This window comes from Hansschlegelia zhihuaiae, assembly GCF_004103825.1.
Taxonomy (GTDB): domain Bacteria; phylum Pseudomonadota; class Alphaproteobacteria; order Rhizobiales; family Methylopilaceae; genus Methylopila; species Methylopila zhihuaiae.
The window spans coordinates 56,692-75,092 of the sequence record NZ_RYFI01000017.1; the positions used below are offsets into that span (position 1 = coordinate 56,692).

Consider the following 18,401-nt stretch of genomic DNA (forward strand, 5'->3'; position numbering starts at 1 on the left):
CGCTCAGGAACCAGGTGCCGCCGCCCGTGATCGACGAAATGGTGCGGATCGTCTCCTACGACGTCGACTTCAACCGGCCGGTCGGCGCGGGCGACGGCTTCGAGGTGTTCTTCAGCGATCCCAACGAGCAGGGGGGCGACGGCGAGGTCGCCTTCATGTCGCTGAAGCTCGGCGACGAACAGCGCCGTTTCTACCGGTTCGAGACCGACGACGATGGGCTCACCGACTTCTACGACGAGGCCGGAAAGTCGGCGAAGAAGTTCCTGATGAGGAAGCCGATGACCGGCGGCGTGATGCGCTCGGGCTTCGGCTTCCGCCGCCACCCGGTGCTCGGCTATTCCAAGATGCACACCGGCGTCGACTGGGCGGCGCCGACCGGCACGCCGATCGTGGCCTCGGGCAACGGCGCGGTCGAGAAGGCCGGCTGGATGAGCGGCTATGGCCGCCAGGTCGTCCTTCAGCACGCCAATGGCTACGAGACCACCTACAACCACATGTCCGGCATCGCGCGCGGCGTTCAGCCGGGCGCGCGGGTGCGGCAGGGACAGGTGGTCGGCTATGTGGGCTCGACCGGCCTCTCGACCGGCGCGCACCTCCACTACGAGGTGATGATCAACGGCCGATTCGTGAACCCGATGACCGTGAAGCTGCCGCGCGGCCGCGAGCTCGACGGCGAGCTGCTCGCCAGGTTCGGCGAGGAGCGCGCGCGGATCGACGGCCTGCTCGGCCGCGGGCCGTCGACCGCGCAGAAGGCGACGCTGGCGAACGGCGGAGGGTAGGACGACAGATGCCTGCGCGCGTCAGCCCCCTCCACCGCTTCGCGCTCCCCTCCCCCGCTGACGCAGGGGAGGAGCAGAGGCGGCGCCGTGTGTGATCCTCCTCCGCATCGCGGAGGAGGGGGACCATGCAAAGCATGGTGGAGGAGGCGCGAGGCTCAACGTCGAACGCTTGACGCGACCTCTGGCCGTCACGCCGCCGCGGCGACCAGCCGCTCGCCGACCTGCAGCCCCGAGCCGACCGCGTCGACCGGCACCGTCGCGCCGTCCTTGACGTCGCCCGCGAGGATCAGCTCGGCGAGCGGGTCCTGCAGGTATTTCTGGATCGTCCGCTTCAGCGGCCGCGCCCCATAGGCCGGGTCGTAGCCCTTTTGGGCGAGCCAGTCGCGCGCCGCAGGCGTCATCTCCAGCGTGATCTTGCGATCCTCGAGCAGGCGCTTCAGCCGCTCGAGCTGGATGTCGACGATCGCGCCCATCTGCTCGCGCCGGAGCCGGTGGAACAGCACGATGTCGTCCACGCGGTTCAGGAATTCGGGCCGGAAATGCGCCCGCACCTGCCCCATCACCAGATCGCGCACCGCGTCGGTGTCCTCGCCCTCCGGCTGGTTGACCAGATACTCCGACCCGAGATTCGAGGTCATGATCAGCAGCGTGTTGCGGAAGTCGACCGTGCGCCCCTGCCCGTCCGTCAGCCGCCCGTCGTCGAGCACCTGCAGCAGGACGTTGAAGACGTCCGGATGCGCCTTCTCGACCTCGTCGAACAGCACGACCTGGTAGGGCCTGCGCCTGACCGCCTCGGTCAGCGCCCCGCCCTCCTCGTAGCCGACATAGCCGGGAGGTGCGCCGATCAGCCGGGAGACCGAATGCTTCTCCATGTATTCGGACATGTCGAGGCGAACCATCGCGCTGTCGTCGTCGAACAGGAACGCCGCCAGCGCCTTGGTCAGCTCGGTCTTTCCGACGCCGGTCGGCCCCAGGAACATGAACGAGCCGATCGGGCGATTGGGATCCTGAAGACCCGCCCTCGCCCGGCGGACTGCGGTCGACACCGCCTGCACGGCCTCGCCCTGTCCGACGACGCGCTTGGCTAGCTCGTCCTCCATGCGAAGGAGCTTGGCGCGCTCGCCCTCGAGCATCTTGTCGACCGGCACGCCGGTCCAGCGCGACACGACCTGGGCGATTCGGTCCGGGGTGACGACCTCCTCGACCATGGAGCCCGCCTCATTGGCGGCCTCCTCGGTCTCCTTCAGCTCGCGCTCGAGCTTCGGGATCACGCCATAGGCGAGCTCGCCGGCGCGCGCGAGGTCGCCGTGCCGCTGCGCGAGTTCGAGCTCGGTGCGCGCTCTGTCGAGATTCTCCTTCAGCGCCTGGGCGCGGCCGAGCTTGTCCTTCTCGTTCTGCCACTTGGCGGTGACGGCGCTCGCCTCCTCCTCGAGATCGGCGAGTTCCGCTTCGAGCCGGTCGAGCCGATCCCGGGAGGCCTGGTCGGTCTCCTTCTTCAGCGCCTCGCGCTCGATCTTGAGCTGGATGATTCGCCGGTCGAGCTCGTCGAGCGCCTCTGGCTTCGAATCGACCTGCATGCGCAGCCGGGACGAGGCCTCGTCCATAAGGTCGATGGCCTTGTCGGGCAGGAAGCGGTCGGTGATGTAGCGGTTCGAGAGCGTCGCGGCCGCGACCAGCGCCGAATCGGCGATCCGCACGCCGTGGTGCAGCTCGTACTTCTCCTTGATGCCGCGCAGGATCGAGATCGTGTCCTCGACGGTCGGCTCGGAGACGAAGACCGGCTGGAAGCGCCGGGCAAGCGCCGCGTCCTTCTCGACATGCTTCCTGTACTCGTCGAGCGTGGTCGCGCCGACGCAGTGCAGTTCGCCTCGGGCGAGCGCGGGCTTCAGCAGGTTGGAGGCGTCCATCGCGCCGTCCGCCTTGCCGGCCCCGACCAGCGTGTGCATCTCGTCGATGAACAGGATGATCTGGCCCGCGGCGGAGGTGACCTCGGACAGCACGGCCTTCAGCCGCTCCTCGAACTCGCCGCGATATTTCGCGCCGGCGATCAGGCTGCCGAGGTCGAGCGCGAGCAGGCGCTTCTCCTTGAGCGATTCGGGCACGTCGCCGTTGACGATGCGCAGCGCCAGCCCCTCGACGATCGCGGTCTTGCCGACGCCGGGCTCGCCGATCAGCACGGGATTGTTCTTGGTGCGGCGCGACAGCACCTGGATGGTGCGGCGGATCTCCTCGTCGCGGCCGATCACCGGGTCGAGCTTGCCCTCGCGGGCCACCGCCGTGAGGTCACGGGCGTAGCGCTTCAGCGCGTCATAGGCGTTCTCGGCCGTCGCCGAATCGGCGGTGCGGCCCTTGCGCAGCTCCTCGATCGCGGCGTTCAGCGACTGCGGCGTCGCGCCCGCGGCGGCGAGCGCCTTGCCGGCCTCGGTGTCCTTCTCCATCGCGAGCGCGGTGAGCAGCCGCTCGGCGGTGACGAACTGGTCCTTGGCCTTCTTGGCGAGCTGCTCGGCCGAATTGAACACCCGCGCGGTCGCGGGCGCGAGATAGAGGTTGCCGGCCCCGCCGCCCTGGACGACGGGGACCTTCTTCAGCGCGGCCTCCACGGCGAGCCTAGCGTCGGCCGAGCGGCCGCCGGCGCGGTCGATCAGGCCGGAGGCGAGGCCTTCCGGGTCGTCGAGCAGCACCTTGAGGATGTGTTCGGGCAAGAGCTGCTGATGCCCGGCGCCCGCCGCCGCCGACTGCGCCGACTGCAGGAAGCCCCGCACGCGTTCCGTATAGATTTCAGGGTTCATGACGTCTCCTTCCGAGCGCGCCGGCTTTCGCAGCCACCAAAATGGCCCACGCGGCCGACGCCTCAATCCTCGCCCGCCGTCCGGAGACGACGTCGCAGGTCCTCTTTTAGCGACCTGCTGGCGGCGATATGGGTGTTGCCATTGAGCCACAAAAGGGGATGGTAGGCGTCGCTTGTTCCCTGCGCTTTGATATTTGTCACAGGAGAGATCGTGCGTTCCGAAGGCCGCGTCGCAGCGCTCCGGCGCTTTCCCGTGAAGGGACTCTCGCCCGAAGCTCTCGACGCCGTTGAGGTCGAACCCGGCCGTCCGATCGCCGGAGACCGGGCCTACGCGATCGAGAACGGCCCCTCGGGCTTCGACCCCGAACGCCCGGCGAAGCTGCCCAAGGTCAAGTTCCTCTGCCTGATGAAGAACGCCCGGCTCGCGGGACTTGAGACCCGCTTCGACGCCGCGACCGGCCGTCTCGAAATCTCCCGCGACGGCGCGCTTGCGCTCTCGGCGGACCTCACCACAGAGGCAGGCCGCGAGAAGACGGCGGCATGGTTCTCGGATTTCATGGGCGAGGAGCGGCGCGGCCCGCTCAAGGTGCTGCCGGCGCCCAAGGGCCACACTTTCTCCGACACCTCGAAGGGCGTGCTGTCGCTCATCAACCTCGCGAGCGTCGCGGCGATCGAGGATTTTGCGGGCGCGCCCGTCGATCCGCTGCGGTTCCGCGGCAATCTCGACTTCGAAGGGTTCGGGGCCTGGGACGAACTCGAATGGGTCGGCCGCGACCTCCTCGTGGGCGAGGTCCGGTTCCGGGTCGTCGACCGCACAGTCCGCTGCGCCGCCACCGAGGTCGACCCGACGACGGCGGCGCGCGACATGCCCGTGCCCCGGCTTCTGCAGCAGCGCCTCGGCCACGCCGATTGCGGCGTCTATGCGCAGGCCGTCACTGCGGGCCGCATCGCGGTCGGGGCGCCGGTCCGGCTGGTCTGAGACGCTTGCGAGCCAAAGCAAAAGGGCCCGAAGCGACGCTTCGGGCCCCGAAATGGGCTGGAGCCTGACAGCGCGACCTCAGTCCGAAGACGTCTCGGGCTCCGGCTGGGCCGCGGTCTCGCCCGCCTCGTCCGAGGAGGGCGACCGGCCGTAGCGGCCGTAGCGGCGCCGGCGGCTGCGCGAGGGCGCGGCGCCGTCCTGGCCGCGCGGATCGCCGTCTTCCGACGCAGTCTCGACGGCTGCGGGCTCGGCGGCCGCGGGGGCGGTCGCCTCGGGTTCGGGCTGCGGCGCGGGGACTTCGGGCCGGGTCCGGGCCTGGACCGGCGCCTTCTCCTCGGGAGCCGGCTGGGCCGCCGGCTCGGGCGAGGCGCTCGCGCCGCCGCCGGTGATGAAGGCCGGCAAATCGCCGACGGAGGGCTGGTCGCCCATGCCGTTCACGCGCGGCCCGCGGTCCTGGCCGCGCTCTTGCCCGCGCTCCTGGACCCGATCGTCGCGCTCATAGGGACGATCGCCGCGGTCGGGGCGACGGTCGTCGCGACCGCCGCCCTCATGCCGGTTGGCGTCGTAGCGGTTGTCCGGCCGGCCGCCCTGCTGCCGGTTCGGATCGTTGCGGTCGTAGCGATTGTCCTGCCGGTTGTCGGGACGACCGTCCTGGCGGTTGTCGGGACGCCGGTCGTTGCGGTCGTAGCGCGGCTGCTGCTGGGGATAGCCGTTGTTCGGCCGGCCGCCATTCTGCTGGCGCGACTGCTGCGGCTGGTTGTTGGGCTGTCCGCCCTGCCCGGCCTGACCCTGGGGCGCGCCGTTCTGGCCCGCATAGGGCTGGCCGTTGGCCTCGCTCTGCTGCTCGCCGCCCTCCTCGTCGAAATCGACGTCGTTGAAGTCGTCGGCGTCGGCCCGCACGAAGGTCTGGTGCGGCTGGTACTGCGCCTGCGCGGCCGCCAGAAGGCGATAATAGTGCTCGGCGTGCTGCATGTAGTTCTCGGCGCCGACCGGGTCGCCCGCCGTCAGCGCGTCACGCGAGAGCTGGACGTATTTGTCCGCGATGGTGCCCGCCGTACCGCGGATCTTCACGTCCGGGCCGTTCGACTCGTAGGTGCGGCTGAGCGGGTTGGGACCCTTGCCGCCGCTGCCGCCGCCGCTGTTGCTCCCGCGGCTGCGACCGCGGATGCGCTTCGACTGTCCTTGCCTCATCGGGTTCAAAATCAGTTCTCGCCTTAAGCTAAGGATGCCCCGAAGGGCGATCGGACCGGGCTCGCCCGTCACGCGGCCTTCCGCGACGGCGTGGCCCCGCGCTCCCGCTCGGAAACGCCAAGGGCCCTCGCGCGTCTCGGTCGCCAAAACAGGCCTTGAAGGCCCGGTCCGGCGATCCGGCGTGATCGAAGCTTTGCGTCGATCTTCCAGAACCAGCCGCACCCTCGGGACGCGGCGGCGCCCTGAAATTTTTCATCCGCCGCTCACGGACGCCGCTCAGCGGCAGTCGGGCTCTGGATGATTCCGATCCGGAACATAGCCGCGCCGCTCTCGGATTCCAAGGCCTATTTGCCCGAGCCCCTGTGCGGCGCGCGAACAACCAGCGCGCGCTCCACCCCGGCGAGATCGCGGGCCGCGCGGATGACCGCAAGTCCCGACGCGACGGCGAGCTCGCCGACCGCGCCGGCCTGGCCGGCGCCGAGCTCCAGCACTGCCGCCCCGCCGGGCGCGAGCAGACGCGGCGCCTCGCGCAGGATCGCCCGGTAGGCGTCGAGGCCGTCGGTCCCGCCATCGAGGGCGCGGCGCGGGTCATGGGCCCGCACCTCGACGTCGAGCGCCGCGATGTCGTCCGTCGCAATATAAGGCGGGTTCGAGACCAGGAGGTCGAAGCGGGTCGCGACCGCCGCGGCCCAGTGGCCGGCAGCGAAGCGCGCCCGGCCTGCGAGGCCGAGCGACTCGGCGTTCTCCCGCGCGGTGTTCGCCGCCCCGGGAGACAAGTCCACCCCGAGCCCCCAGGCGTTGGGCAGCTCCGACAGGAGCGCCAGCAGCAGGCAGCCGGAGCCCGTCCCGAGATCGAGGACCGAGATCGCGCCGTCGGCGTCGCCGATCTCGGCGAGCGCGGCCTCCACGACGGTCTCGGTGTCCGGGCGGGGCGAAAGGGTTTCGGGAGACAGCGCGAAGCCCAGCCCCCAGAATTCCCGGCACCCGAGAATGCGGTCGACCGGCTCGCCCGAAAGGCGGCGATCCAGAAACGCGTCGAGCTGCGCGGATCGGAGGAGCGAAACCTCTGCTCCGCCGTCCGCCAGAAGCTGCGTCGGGCTGAGGCCCAACGCCTCCTGCGCGAGCGCTCGCGCCTCGAGCTCCGGCGTCGGCAGGCCCGCCTCGGCGAGCCGCAGGGCGGCCTTCCGCAGGACGTCGCTCCGCGTCACGCCGCCTGGTCTTCGGCCGCGAGCAGCCGCGCGCGCTGCTCGGCCGAGAGCGCGTCGATCAGCTCGCCGAGCGCCTCTCCCGCCATCACGGCGTCGAGCTTGTAGAGGGTCAGGCCGATGCGGTGGTCGGTGACGCGCCCTTGCGGGAAATTGTAGGTGCGGATGCGCTCCGAACGGTCGCCGGAGCCGACCTGGACCCGCCGCGCGTCGGCGCGCGCCGTGTCCACGCGCTCGCGCTCGATGTCGTAGAGCTTGGCGCGAAGCAGCGCGATCGCCCGCGCGCGGTTCCGGTGCTGCGAGCGCTCGTCCTGCACCGCGACCGCGATTCCGGTCGGCAGATGCGTCACGCGCACCGCCGACTCGGTCTTGTTGACGTGCTGTCCGCCCGCTCCTTGCGCGCGGAACACGTCGAAGCGCAGCTCGCTGTCGTCGAGCGCGACGTCGACCTCCTCGGCCTCGGGCAGCACCGCGACGGTCGCGGCGGAGGTGTGGATGCGCCCCGAGCCTTCGGTCGCGGGCACCCGCTGGACGCGGTGCACCCCGGACTCGAATTTGAGCCGTCCGAACACGCCATCGCCCGCGATCTCGGCGACGATCTCCTTGAAGCCGCCGACCGCGCCCTCGCTCGCGCTCAGAATATCGACGCGCCAGCGCTGTGCGTCCGCATAGCGCTGGTACATCCGGAACAGGTCGCCGGCGAACAGCGCCGCCTCGTCGCCGCCCGTGCCGGCGCGCACCTCCAGGATGACGCCGCGCTCGTCCGCCTCGTCCTTCGGCAGCAGCTCGAGCTGCAGCGCCTCGGCGGCGGCCGAAAGCCGTCCCCGCGCGTCGTCGCGCTCGGCTTCCGCGAGCGCGCGCATCTCGGCCTCGGTCGCGGGATCGGCGATCAGGCCGTCGAGATCGCGGATCTCGGCCTCGGTCGCGCGCAGCGCCCGGATGGCCTCGACCACCGGCTCGAGCTCGGCGCGCTCGCGGCCGAGCTTCGCCAGCTCGCCGCCGTCGGTGGTCGCGCCCAGCTCGTGCTCGACGGTCGCAAATCGCTCGAGGACGGCCTCGAGCCGGTCGGCGGACAGCGCGGAGCTCATGGGGCGACCTGCAGGCCCCGCTTCGCCGCGAAGGCCTCGATCTCGGCGCGGAGCGAGGCCTTGCCATCCGCACGGGCGATGAGCGGCGTCATGAAGGCGGCGAGCTCCGCCGCGTCGGCCTCGATCAGCGCGGCCTTCACCGGGCCGATCGAGGCCGGCGACATCGAGAGCGAGCGATAGCCGACGCCGACCAGCGCCAGCGCCTCGAGCGGCCGCGCGCCGATCTCGCCGCAGAGCGTCACGGGCTTGCCCGCCGCCTTGGCGCGGTCCGCGATACGGGCGAGGGTCCTGAGGAACGCCGGGCTCAGCGGATCGAAGCGCCCGGAGACGCGCGCGTTGCCGCGGTCGACCGCGAACAGGAACTGCATCAGGTCGTTGGAGCCGACCGAGACGAAGTCGACGCGCTCCAGCACCTCGTCGAGCTGGAACAGCAGCGACGGCACCTCGATCATGACGCCGACCTCGACAGAGGAGGGCGCCGGATGGCCGTGCTTCACCAGCCGGGCCAGCTCGCGGCGGACGATGTCGCGCGCGCCGTCGATCTCCGAGACGCAGGCCACCATCGGGAACATGATGCGGAGATCCCGTCCGCCGCCGGCGTTGAGCAAAGCGCGCACCTGGGTGCGCAGCAGCGCCGGCCGGTCGAGCCCGAGCCGGATCGCCCGCCAGCCGAGCGCCGGGTTCTCCTCGGGCTCGCGATGCATGTAGGGCAGTATCTTGTCGCCCCCGACATCGAGCGTGCGGAACGTGACGGGCCGGCCGTCCGCGGCGTCGAGCACGGCGCGGTAGAGCTGCTGCTGCGCCGCGGTCTTGGGCATCGAGGACGCCACCATGAATTGCAGCTCGGTGCGGAACAGGCCGATGCCATGGGCGCCGGTCTCTGCGAGATGCGGCAGGTCGACCAGGAGGCCTGCGTTCAGCAGGAGCTTGACCTCCGCGCCGTCGATGGTCGCGGACGGCCGCTCGCGCAGCGCGCGGTACTGCTCCTGCTTGCGCGCGCGGAACCGGACCTTGTCCACATAGGCGCGCTCGACGTCCTGGGTCGGGCGCACATGCACCTCGCCCGACACGCCGTCGACGATGATGGCGTCGCCCGACTCCACGAGGCCGGTCGCGTTCTCGATCTGCCCGACGGCCGCGATGCCGAGGGCGCGGGCGACGATCGCCACATGGCTCGACGCCGAGCCCTCCTCGAGCACGAGGCCGCGCAGCCTCGTGCGGTCGTAGTCGAGCAGGGCCGCCGGGCCCATGGACCGCGCCACCACGATGGCGTTCTCGGGCAGCTCGGCTGCGACCGGCGCCATGCCCTGGCCGGGCGCGGTCAGCTCGCGGAGGAGCCGATTCGCGAGATCGTCGAGGTCGTGCAGGCGCTCCCGGAGATAGGGGTCCGTCTGGCGCTGCATGCGGGCGCGCGTGTCGGACTGGACGCGCTCGACGGCGGCCTCGGCGGTGATGCCGGTCTGCACCGCCTCGTGCAGCCGCCGCCCCCAGCCGCGGTCGTTCGCGAACATCCGGAAGGCCTCGAGCACGTCGCGATGCTCGCCGGCGCGCGCCACCTCGCCGTCGTCGAGCAGCACGTCGATCGAGGCCCTGAGGCCCGCGAGCGCCGTGTCGAGGCGCTTGAGCTCGGCCTCGGTGTCCTCAGCGATGAAGGTCTTCACCACGACGCGCGGCTCGTGCAGCACGACATGGCCGAGCCCGATGCCCTCCGACAGCGCCGCCCCGCCCGCATGGGCCGGCCTGCGTCCGACCGGCTCGAGGCCGGTCTCGGCGCCTCCGAGCTCGCCGCTCGCGATCATCTCGGCGATCACCATGGCGGTGGTCTGGAGCGCCTCGATTTCCTCGTCGGAGTAAGTGCGGTGCGACTTGTTCTGGACGACCAGCACGCCGAGCGTGTTGCCGGCGCGCAGGATCGGCACGCCGAGGAAGGAGTGGAAGATCTCCTCGCCGGTCTCGGGCTTGTAGGAGAAGGCCGGATGCGCCTGGGCGTCCGACAGATTGACGGGCTCCGCCTCGTCGGCCACCAGGCCGACCAGTCCCTCACCCTTGTGCATGGTGGTGCGGTGCACGGCCTCGCGGTTGAGGCCCTCGGTCGCATAGAGCTCGAGGTCGCCGTCGACGCGCAGCACGTAGACCGAGCAGACCTCGGCCACCATGTTGGCGGCGATCAGCACGACGATGCGGTCGAGGCGCTCCTGCGCCGCGACCGGATCAGCCATGACCTCGCGCAGCCGGCGCAAAAGCACGCGCGGGCCGCCATAAGCGCCTCGCATCTTCCGCTCTCCGGATATTGGATCTGCGCCCGCGCGATAACCGCGAGGGTCAGCTTAGCGTCCGCGGTCGCCCGCGTAAAAGGCCGCGCTCAGGCCTTGTCGAGCCCGTATACCGAATGCAGCGTTCTGACGGCAAGTTCGGCGAAAGCCGTATCGATCAGCACCGAGATCTTGATCTCCGAGGTGGTGATCGCGCGGATGTTGACGCCGCGCTTGGCGAGCGCCTGGAAGGCCTGCGCCGCGACGCCGGCGTGGCTGCGCATGCCGATGCCGATGACCGACACCTTGCAGGCGTCGGCCTCGGTGTTGAGCGCCTCGAAGCCGATCTCGGCTTGTCTGGCGTTCAGGATGTCGATCGCCCGCGCCTGGTCGGACGTCGGCAGCGTGAAGGTGATGTCGGTGGTCTTGCCGTCCTCGGAGATGTTCTGGACGATCATGTCGACATTGATCGCGGCCTCCGCGAGCGGGCCGAACACGCCGGCCGCGACCCCCGGCCGGTCCTGCACCCGGCGGAGCGTGATCTGGGCCTCGTCCTTGGTGTAGGCGATGCCGGTGACGACCTGACTTTCCACGATTTCGTCCTCGTCGCAGATGAGCGTCCCGACCGGATGGCCGTCGGGACCCGTCTGGGCGGCGTCCGGCGCGTCGAAGCTCGATCGCACGAACACCCTGACCTTGTGCACCATCGCCATCTCGACGGAGCGCACCTGCATGACCTTGGCCCCGAGCGAGGCCATCTCAAGCATCTCCTCGAAGGCGATCTTATAGAGACGCTGCGCCTGCGGCACGATTCGCGGGTCGGTGGTGTAGACGCCGTCGACATCGGTGTAGATGTCGCAGCGGTCGGCCTTCACGGCCGCCGCCACCGCGACCGCGCTGGTGTCCGAGCCGCCGCGGCCGAGCGTCGAGATGCGGTTGTCGGGGCCGACGCCCTGGAAGCCTGCGATCACCGGCACCTGTTTGTCGACGAGGCGCGAGATCAGCGCCGAACCGTCGATCTCGGCGATCCGCGCCGCGCCATGCGCCGCGTCGGTCCTGAGCGGGATCTGCCAGCCCTGGAACGACCGCGCGGTGACGCCCATGCCCTGCAGCGCGATCGCCAGCAGCCCCGACGTCACCTGCTCGCCCGAGGCCACGATCGCGTCGTATTCCCGCGCGTCGTGGATCGCGGACGCCTCCCTGGTCCAGGCGACGAGCTGGTTGGTGGCGCCGGCCATGGCCGAGACCACCACGGCGACCTCGTGGCCGGCGTCAACCTCCCGCTTCACATGGGCGGCGACGTTTCGGATGCGCTCGACGTTCGCGACCGAGGTGCCGCCGAACTTCATGACGATGCGGGACATAGGACGCGAGAACAGCTTTCTGGACGGACGGGAGAACGGCCCGTTCCGAAGCGGCCGGGCGAAAAGGCGGCTATAGATAGCCGCGGGACATCCGCGACACAACGGCGGAGAGGAGACGCGAATGGCGGGACGTCAGCCGGGCCGAGCTGCGAGCCTCGACGCCGCGGAGGTGGCGCGTTTCGACGCGCTCGCGGGCCGCTGGTGGGATCCGGACGGCCCGATGCGGCCGCTGCACAGATTCAATCCCGCGCGGGTCGCGATCTTCCGCGACGCCGCCTGCGCCCGCTTCGCCCGCGACGCGCAGGGCATGCGCCCGCTCGACGGGTTGACCGTGCTGGACATCGGCTGCGGCGCCGGCGTGCTGGCCGAGCCGCTCGCACGGCTCGGCGGGGCGGTCACGGGCGTCGACCCCGCCCCGGACCTGATCGAAGTCGCGAAGGCCCATGCCGAGGAACATGGGCTCGACATCGCCTATCGGGCCACGACCGCCGAGGAGCTCGTCGCCGAGCGCGCCCAGTTCGACGTCGTGGTGGCGTCCGAGGTGGTCGAACACGTCGCCGACGTCGACGCCTTCGTGGGCACGGTCGGCAAGCTCGTGAAGCCCGGCGGGCTCGCGCTGTTCTCGACCATCAACCGCACGCTGATGGCCCATGCGCTCGTCATCGTGGGCGCCGAATACGTGCTGCGCTGGCTGCCGGTCGGCACCCACTCCTACGAGAAGTTCGTGACGCCCGCGGAGCTCCGCATCGCCGCCCGCGCGGCCGGGCTCGAGGTCTCCGACCAGCGCGGCATCAAGTTCGACCCGCTGAAGAACTGCTGGGGCCAGAGCGACGACATGTCGGTCAACTACGCGATGGCGGCGGCGAAGGCGGGCTGAGCGCCCGCCTCACCGCGCCGCCGCCGACTGCTCGACGGCCGTCGGCGCGGCGGCGGCCTCCGCCTCCTGGCTCATGCAGAAAACATGCGCCAGCAGCATCGGCGCGAAGGTCAGCGCCAAGAGACCGAACAGCACCTTGTGCGAATGCTCGCAGGCGCTCGGCATGTCCTCGCCGGACCGGGCCGGCGCGAAGATGTTCTTGAAGGTCATGGGGCTCGCCTTTCCGACCGGCCGCTGCGGCCGGTCGCGGGCGAACCCGATCAGACGATCAGGCGCGCCTTGCGCGAACGGCCGCGTGCGGCTCGGTCCATCGACTACTGTCGTCTGGCATGATCGTCGGGGTTCCTGTGACGCCTCGCGGCGCAAAAGCGCCGGGTCGGCCCGCGCGAAATCGCTCCGCGGAGCCTTCAAGTCAATGCGGTCCGGCGCAGGTCAGCCCTGCGCTCAGTTCATCTCGTCCGGGAAGGTCGGCAGCGGCTGGATCGCGACGCCTTCCTCGACCAGCGCCTTCGCCTCCTCGGCAGTCGCCTTGCCGTGCACCGTGCGGCGCTCGATCTCCTCGGCGTGCATCTTCCGCGCGATCTCCGGGAATTTCTCGCCGACGTCCTCGGAGTTCTTCGTCATATGCGCGCGGAGCTCGCGCAGCATTCCCCGCAGCTTCTGTTCGCGGTCATTGGTGAACGACATGTCCGGCGCAGAAGCCGGGAGTTCCTCCCGCGCGGGCGTTCCCGCCGGCTCCGCCGCGCCTTTGAGCCTCACCGAAGGCGCCATCAGCGCCTTTCCGATCTTGGCCGACCCGCAGGACGGGCAGGACAGCAGCCCGCCGCCGGCCTGGGCGTCGAAATCGCCGGACGAGCGGAACCAGCCGTCGAAGCCGTGGCCGGCGTCGCACACGAGACTGTAGCGGATCATGGATTGACGTCGTGCAGCATGGCGGGCGCGCTTGGCAGCGGCTGGACCGCGAAGCGGCGCCCGTTCTCGAGCGAGGGGATGCGCTTGCGGATGTCGGGCGACTTCGAGACGTCGATCTCGGCCATGATCACGCTCGGCTCTTCTCCGCCCTCGGCCAGCACCCGGCCCCAAGGGTCGACGATCAGGCTGTGGCCGTAGGTCTCGCGGCCGTCCTCGTGGCGGGCGCCCCGCGCGGCCGCGATCACGAAGGCGCCGTTCTCGACCGCCCGCGCCCGGAGCAGCACATGCCAATGCGCCTCGCCGGTCTTCCTGGTGAAGGCCGCGGGCGAGGCCAGCAGCTCGGCGCCGTTCTCAGCGAGCGCCCGGTGCAGGGTCGGAAAGCGGACGTCGTAGCAGATGGTCAGCCCGAGCCGCCCCCAGGGCAGGTCTACGACCACGGCCTGCTCGCCGGCGCGGTAGGTCTGCGACTCACGCCAGCTCTCGCCGTCCGGCAGGTCGACGTCGAACATGTGGATCTTGTCGTAGCGCGCGACGATCTCGCCCGAGGGATCGATCACGAAGGCGCGGTTGGCGGCGCGCTCGCCCTCGAGGCGGATCGCGAGCGAACCGACATGGACCCAGACCTTGAGCACGCGGGCGAGCTCCTGGAACGCCGCGAGCGCCGGATCCGCCTCCTCGGGCAGGATCCGGTCGAACAGTTCTTCGCGCGAGCGGACCAGGACGTTGGTCATCTCTGGCGTCTGCAGATAGCTCGCGCCGCCCGACGCCGCCTCCCGCGCGAGCCGCACGGCCTCGTCGACATTGGCCGCGACCGTCATGCCGGAGCGCATCTGCAGGCAGGCCGCGACGAAGCGGCGATCGGTCATCGAGCCGGTCACGCGGCGAGCATCGGGTCGAGGCCGCCGGACCGGTCGAGGGCGTAGAGGTCGTCGCAGCCGCCGACATGCCGGCCGTCGATGAAGATCTGCGGCACCGTCATCCGCCCCCCGGCCCGCTCGATCATCTCGCAGCGGCGGTCGGGCTCGCGGCCGATGTCGATCTCCTCGAACGACACGCTCTTGGCCTCGAGCAGGTCCTTGGCCATGTGGCAATAGGGGCAGGCGGACCGCGTGTAGATCGTGACTGACGGCATCCGGGCCTCGGGTCGAGGGACGCTTCGCGAAGCCCGACGATATAGACGGTCACCCGTCGTTCACAACCACGGCGAAAGACAGGACGTCGACGGAGGTCGCGCCGGCGCGTCTCAAAAGCCGCGCCAGCCGATCGACGGTCGCGCCGGTGGTCACCACGTCGTCGATCAGCACGACCCGTCGGCCCGCCGCCGCGGCCCGGTCCGCGACCCGAAACGCGCCCGAGAGGTTGTCGGCCCGCTGGGCGGCGCTCAGCCCGACCTGCGGCCGCGTCGCCTTCACGCGCTCGACGGCGTCGAGGCGGAGCTTGGCCTTCGAGAGCCGGGCGATTTCCCTGGCGAGCAGCGCCGACTGGTTGAAGCGGCGGCGCCACAGCCGGCCGCGGTGGAGCGGAACCGGAATCAGCACGGCCTCGCGGTCGACGAGTTCGTGGCCGGCACGCGCCATCATGGCCCCGAGCGGACGGGCGAGATGGACGGCGTCGCCATATTTCAGCCGGTGGACGAGCTCCCGCGCCGTTCCGTCGAAGCGCGCGACCGCACGCGCCCGCTCGAAGGCCGGCGGCTTGGCGATCGCGGCGGGCGACAAGAGGCCCGGTCCGAAATCCGCCGGGAACGGCGTGCCGAGCCGTTCGCAATAGGGCCGCTCGATCAACCTGAGCCCGCCCCAGCAGGCGACGCAGAGCGCGCCGGCCTCGGCCACGGGCCGCTCGCAGGCGAGGCATTGCGGCGGCAGCACGAGGCCGAGCCCGAAGCGCCCGGCGCGACGCAGCGCCGAGGCCAAAACCGCGGCGCGCGCGGCGAGGCCTTGCGGCGCATCGTCCTCCATCGCGCCGAGGGGCATCGAAACCGCGCTCCGGCTGGTCTAAAGCAGGCGTCGAACTGATGTCCGCACGCCGCACGGGAGCCGTCAATGGAGATCGTCAACGCGATGCTGGGCCGTTTCGTCCATGTTGGGTCGCTGACCATCGTGGACGCGGCCGGCCGCAGCCACGTCCTCAAGGGCGACACGCCAGGCCCCGAGGTGACGCTCAAGCTTCACGACAAGAAGCTGCATCATCAGCTCTTCCTCAATCCGGAGCTGAAGACCGGCGAAGCCTATATGGACGGGACCCTGACCATCGAGCAGGGCACGATCCGCGACCTGCTCACGCTCTATGCGCTGAACCGCAAGAACCTGCGCGCCCAGCCCATCCAGAAGACGATGCGCGCCTGGGTGAAGCGCATGCGCGGCTTCCTGCCGAAGAACGACGCCGCGCGCTCGAAGAAGAACGTCGAGACCCATTACGACCTGTCGAACGAGATGTACCGGCTGTTCCTCGACGACGGGCTGAACTACTCCTGCGGCTATTTCCGCACGCCGGACGACACGCTCGAGGAGGCGCAGGTCAACAAGCTCCGCCACATCGCAGCCAAGCTCGACCTGAAGCCCGGCCAGCGGGTGCTCGACATCGGCTCGGGCTGGGGTTCGATGGCGATCTATCTGGCCGAGGCCTGCGACGTCGAGGTGCTTGGCGTCACGCTGTCGACCGAGCAGCACGCGCTCGCGACCGAGCGGGCCGCGGCGCGCGGGCTCTCCGACCGGGTGAAGTTCGAACTGCGGGACTATCGCGACGTCGAGGGCTCGTTCGACCGGATCGTCTCGGTCGGCATGTTCGAGCATGTCGGCCTGCGCAACATCCCGGAATTCTTCATGAAGATCCGCTCGCTCCTGACCGAGGACGGCGTCGCGCTCTTACATTCGATCGGCCGCAAGGGCGGCCCGGGCTCCACCGGCGCCTGGGTGAAGAAATACATCTTCCCCGGCGGCTACGCGCCGGCGCTGTCCGAGACGATGCCCGCGATCGAGGCCTCGAAGCTCTGGGTCACGGACGTCGAGATCTGGCGGCTGCACTACGCCCAGACCTGCCTCGCCTGGGGCGGCCGTTTCGCGGCCAACCGCGACAAGGCCGCGGCGCTGCTCGGCGAACGCTTCTGCCGGATGTGGGAGTTCTATCTGCTGATCTCGGAATTCTCGTTCCGCTACGGCAAGCACATGGTGTTCCAGATCCAGCTGACCCGGAACGTCGACGCTTTGCCGCTCGCCCGCGACTATATGGGCGAGACGGAGAGGCGGCTTGAGGAGCGGGAGAGGGCCGCACGGCCGGCGCCCGCCCAGACGCAGGTTCAGGCGGCGGGCTGAGGGCCGCGCCTGCGCCGATGTCGGACGTCCCCAGCCTCGTCGACCGCGCCGCGCTGAAGCGCGCGAGACGGCGCGCCCGGGCGGGCGGCGGCGATGACTTCCTGATCGCGCGCGTCGCCGAAGACGTCGCGGACCGACTCGCCGCGACGCTCAGGCCGTTTCCGCGCGCGCTCGACCTCGCGACGCCCGGCCCGCGGGTCGCCGATGTCCTCCGCGCCCGGCCCGGCGCATCGCGGGTCGTGCGCGCGGCCTTCGAGGAGGGCGACGGCGGCGATCTCGTCTGCGACCCGCAGGCCCTGCCCTTCGCGCCGGAAAGCTTCGATCTCGTCGTGTCGGGGCTCGCGCTGCACTTCGCCGACGATTTGCCGGGCGTGTTCGCCCAGGCGCGCCGACTGCTCGCGCCCGACGGACTGTTCCTCGTCGCGATTCTCGGCGGCGACACGCTGACCGAGCTGCGCCAGTCCTTCGCGGCGGCCGAGGCCGAGGTCGAGGGGGGCCTGAGCCCCCGCGTCCTGCCTTTCGCCGACGTCCGCTCGATCGGCGCGCTGCTCCAGCGCGCCGGCCTCGCGCTTCCCGTCACCGACGTCGACAAGGTCACGGTCCGCTACGGCCATCCGCTCGATCTGGCGCGCGATCTCCGCGCCTGGGGCGCGACCAACGTTCTCGCCGAGCGCAGCCGCCGGCCGCTTCGCCGCGCGACGCTCGCGCGCATGACCGAGATCTACGCCGAGCGCTTCTCGGACCCCGACGGACGGGTGCGCGCGACCTTCGAGATCATCTGGGCGTCCGGCTGGGCGCCGCATTTATCGCAGCAGACGCCGCTGAAGCCCGGCAGCGCGAAAGCGCGCCTCGCCGACGCGCTTGGGGTCCACGAGCGGACGCCGGGCGGAGATTGAAGACGCTCCCCATCATGCCCGGGCTTGACCCCGGCATCTATCTGAGCGGCGCATCCGCGCCCGATGGATCGCCGGGTCAAGCCCGCCGATGACGACTTGTTCTGATCGAACCGGCCCTAGTTCCGCGTGGCCTCTTCGACCTTGTCGTAGAAATTGGTCTTGAGCGAGGAGCCGATAGCGTAGACCGTCATCGCCGCCGCGATCGAGATGCCGACCGCAATTAGCGCATATTCGATCGCGGTCGCGCCGCGTCGATCGCGGCCGAAATCGCCCAAAGCGCGGCGCATGATGCGCGTCATGCCAGCCGTCATCAGCCCGCCCCTTGCGGCCGTCCGGGGCCTCGCGCTCAGAGCAGGTCGACGAGATGCGCGATGAGCGGCTCGTCGGCCGGCGGCATCGCGAGGTCGCGGAGCTTGTCCGGGCGGACCCAGCGCGTCGCCTGGCCCTCGCGTCCCGTCACGACCCCCGTCCAGCGCCGGCACACGTAAAGCGGCATCAGCAGATGGAACTGGTCGTAGGCGTGGCTCGCGAAGGCAAGCGGCGCAAGACATGGCTCCTCGACCGCGACGCCGAGCTCCTCGGCCAGTTCCCGGATCAAGGTTTCTTCCGGCCGCTCCCCCGGCTCGACCTTGCCGCCGGGAAACTCCCAGAGCCCGGCCATCGTCTTGCCTTCCGGCCGCTGCGCGACGAGCACGCGGTTGTCCGGGTCGACGAGGGCGCAGGCGACGACGAGGACAAGCTTCGAGGTCACGTCCGCGC

Annotated in this window: 18 protein-coding genes (1 of these 18 running past the window's edge); 5 read left to right on the plus strand and 13 right to left on the minus strand. The window is 70.5% G+C overall.

Features of this window, described 5'->3' with window-relative positions; genetic code table 11:
- Positions 1-779: the 3' end of a M23 family metallopeptidase gene (locus tag EK403_RS16695; RefSeq protein WP_245479751.1), read on the plus strand. Its footprint begins 1,168 nt before the window's first position; the window shows 779 of its 1,947 coding nt (coding positions 1,169-1,947); the start codon falls outside the window, past its left edge; the stop codon is at positions 777-779.
- 188 nt (positions 780-967) lie between these two features.
- Here the strand turns inward: EK403_RS16695 and clpB are convergent, their stop codons facing one another.
- Positions 968-3,568 carry an ATP-dependent chaperone ClpB gene (gene clpB / locus EK403_RS16700; RefSeq protein WP_128778603.1) on the minus strand — a complete coding sequence of 867 codons (2,601 nt, stop codon included), beginning with the start codon at positions 3,566-3,568 and terminating at the stop codon, positions 968-970.
- A gap of 210 nt (positions 3,569-3,778) precedes the next feature.
- Between clpB and EK403_RS16705 the strand changes: the two genes are divergently transcribed.
- Positions 3,779-4,546 (plus strand): MOSC domain-containing protein, encoded by a 768-nt coding sequence (locus EK403_RS16705; protein ID WP_428979622.1) that lies wholly within the window; start codon positions 3,779-3,781, stop codon positions 4,544-4,546.
- A 78-nt stretch (positions 4,547-4,624) separates the two neighbouring features.
- On the opposite strand, the gene EK403_RS16710 is transcribed toward EK403_RS16705, so the two are convergent.
- The 5 genes from EK403_RS16710 to EK403_RS16725 all read right to left on the minus strand — a co-directional run bounded on the left by EK403_RS16710 (position 4,625) and on the right by EK403_RS16725 (position 11,646).
- The gene (locus EK403_RS16710) at positions 4,625-5,737 is read right to left on the minus strand and encodes a DUF4167 domain-containing protein (protein ID WP_128778604.1); all 1,113 of its coding nucleotides are present in this window, start codon (positions 5,735-5,737) and stop codon (positions 4,625-4,627) included.
- A gap of 344 nt (positions 5,738-6,081) precedes the next feature.
- The gene (gene prmC, locus EK403_RS23335) at positions 6,082-6,945 is read right to left on the minus strand and encodes a peptide chain release factor N(5)-glutamine methyltransferase (RefSeq protein ID WP_245479752.1); all 864 of its coding nucleotides are present in this window, start codon (positions 6,943-6,945) and stop codon (positions 6,082-6,084) included.
- Positions 6,942-8,030: a peptide chain release factor 1 gene (gene prfA, locus EK403_RS23340; RefSeq protein ID WP_245479753.1), complete on the minus strand. Its 1,089-nt coding sequence runs from the start codon at positions 8,028-8,030 to the stop codon at positions 6,942-6,944. The genes prmC and prfA overlap by 4 nt, the downstream gene beginning before the upstream one ends.
- Positions 8,027-10,303: a phosphoenolpyruvate--protein phosphotransferase gene (ptsP, locus tag EK403_RS16720; RefSeq protein ID WP_128778605.1), complete on the minus strand. Its 2,277-nt coding sequence runs from the start codon at positions 10,301-10,303 to the stop codon at positions 8,027-8,029. Before ptsP ends, prfA begins: the two co-directional genes overlap by 4 nt.
- An 89-nt stretch (positions 10,304-10,392) precedes the next feature.
- Positions 10,393-11,646 carry an aspartate kinase gene (locus tag EK403_RS16725; protein WP_128778606.1) on the minus strand — a complete coding sequence of 418 codons (1,254 nt, stop codon included), beginning with the start codon at positions 11,644-11,646 and terminating at the stop codon, positions 10,393-10,395.
- 121 nt (positions 11,647-11,767) lie between these two features.
- On the opposite strand from EK403_RS16725, the gene ubiG reads away from it, so the two are divergent.
- Positions 11,768-12,523: a bifunctional 2-polyprenyl-6-hydroxyphenol methylase/3-demethylubiquinol 3-O-methyltransferase UbiG gene (gene ubiG / locus EK403_RS16730; RefSeq protein ID WP_128778607.1), complete on the plus strand. Its 756-nt coding sequence runs from the start codon at positions 11,768-11,770 to the stop codon at positions 12,521-12,523.
- A gap of 9 nt (positions 12,524-12,532) precedes the next feature.
- Here ubiG and EK403_RS16735 read toward each other — a convergent pair whose 3' ends face one another.
- The 5 genes from EK403_RS16735 to EK403_RS16755 form a co-directional block, all read right to left on the minus strand.
- Positions 12,533-12,733: a hypothetical protein gene (locus EK403_RS16735; RefSeq protein WP_128778608.1), complete on the minus strand. Its 201-nt coding sequence runs from the start codon at positions 12,731-12,733 to the stop codon at positions 12,533-12,535.
- A 234-nt stretch (positions 12,734-12,967) separates the two neighbouring features.
- The gene (locus EK403_RS16740) at positions 12,968-13,435 is read right to left on the minus strand and encodes a DUF1178 family protein (RefSeq protein WP_128778609.1); all 468 of its coding nucleotides are present in this window, start codon (positions 13,433-13,435) and stop codon (positions 12,968-12,970) included.
- Complete coding sequence (locus EK403_RS16745) at positions 13,432-14,301, minus strand: carbon-nitrogen hydrolase family protein (RefSeq protein ID WP_128778610.1); 870 nt, start codon at positions 14,299-14,301, stop codon at positions 13,432-13,434. Before EK403_RS16745 ends, EK403_RS16740 begins: the two co-directional genes overlap by 4 nt.
- An 8-nt stretch (positions 14,302-14,309) precedes the next feature.
- On the minus strand, positions 14,310-14,567 hold the full coding sequence (grxC, locus tag EK403_RS16750) for a glutaredoxin 3 (RefSeq protein ID WP_128778611.1): 258 nt from the start codon (positions 14,565-14,567) through the stop codon (positions 14,310-14,312).
- Between the two features lie 49 nt (positions 14,568-14,616).
- Positions 14,617-15,408, minus strand: coding sequence for a ComF family protein (locus tag EK403_RS16755; protein WP_128778612.1), 792 nt, complete (start codon positions 15,406-15,408; stop codon positions 14,617-14,619).
- A 69-nt stretch (positions 15,409-15,477) separates the two neighbouring features.
- Here EK403_RS16755 and EK403_RS16760 point away from each other — a divergent pair, with 69 nt between their 5' ends.
- Positions 15,478-16,746 carry an SAM-dependent methyltransferase gene (locus EK403_RS16760; RefSeq protein ID WP_128778613.1) on the plus strand — a complete coding sequence of 423 codons (1,269 nt, stop codon included), beginning with the start codon at positions 15,478-15,480 and terminating at the stop codon, positions 16,744-16,746.
- Positions 16,747-16,763: 17 nt separating this feature from the next.
- Entirely contained in the window at positions 16,764-17,642 is an 879-nt protein-coding gene (locus tag EK403_RS16765) for a methyltransferase domain-containing protein (RefSeq protein WP_128778614.1), read from the plus strand.
- A 116-nt stretch (positions 17,643-17,758) separates the two neighbouring features.
- On the opposite strand, the gene EK403_RS16770 is transcribed toward EK403_RS16765, so the two are convergent.
- Positions 17,759-17,941, minus strand: a complete 183-nt coding sequence (locus tag EK403_RS16770) for a Flp family type IVb pilin (protein WP_342633791.1) — start codon at positions 17,939-17,941, stop codon at positions 17,759-17,761.
- Between the two features lie 47 nt (positions 17,942-17,988).
- Complete coding sequence (locus tag EK403_RS16775; protein ID WP_128778615.1) at positions 17,989-18,393, minus strand: (deoxy)nucleoside triphosphate pyrophosphohydrolase; 405 nt, start codon at positions 18,391-18,393, stop codon at positions 17,989-17,991.
- Positions 18,394-18,401: the final 8 nt, after the last annotated feature.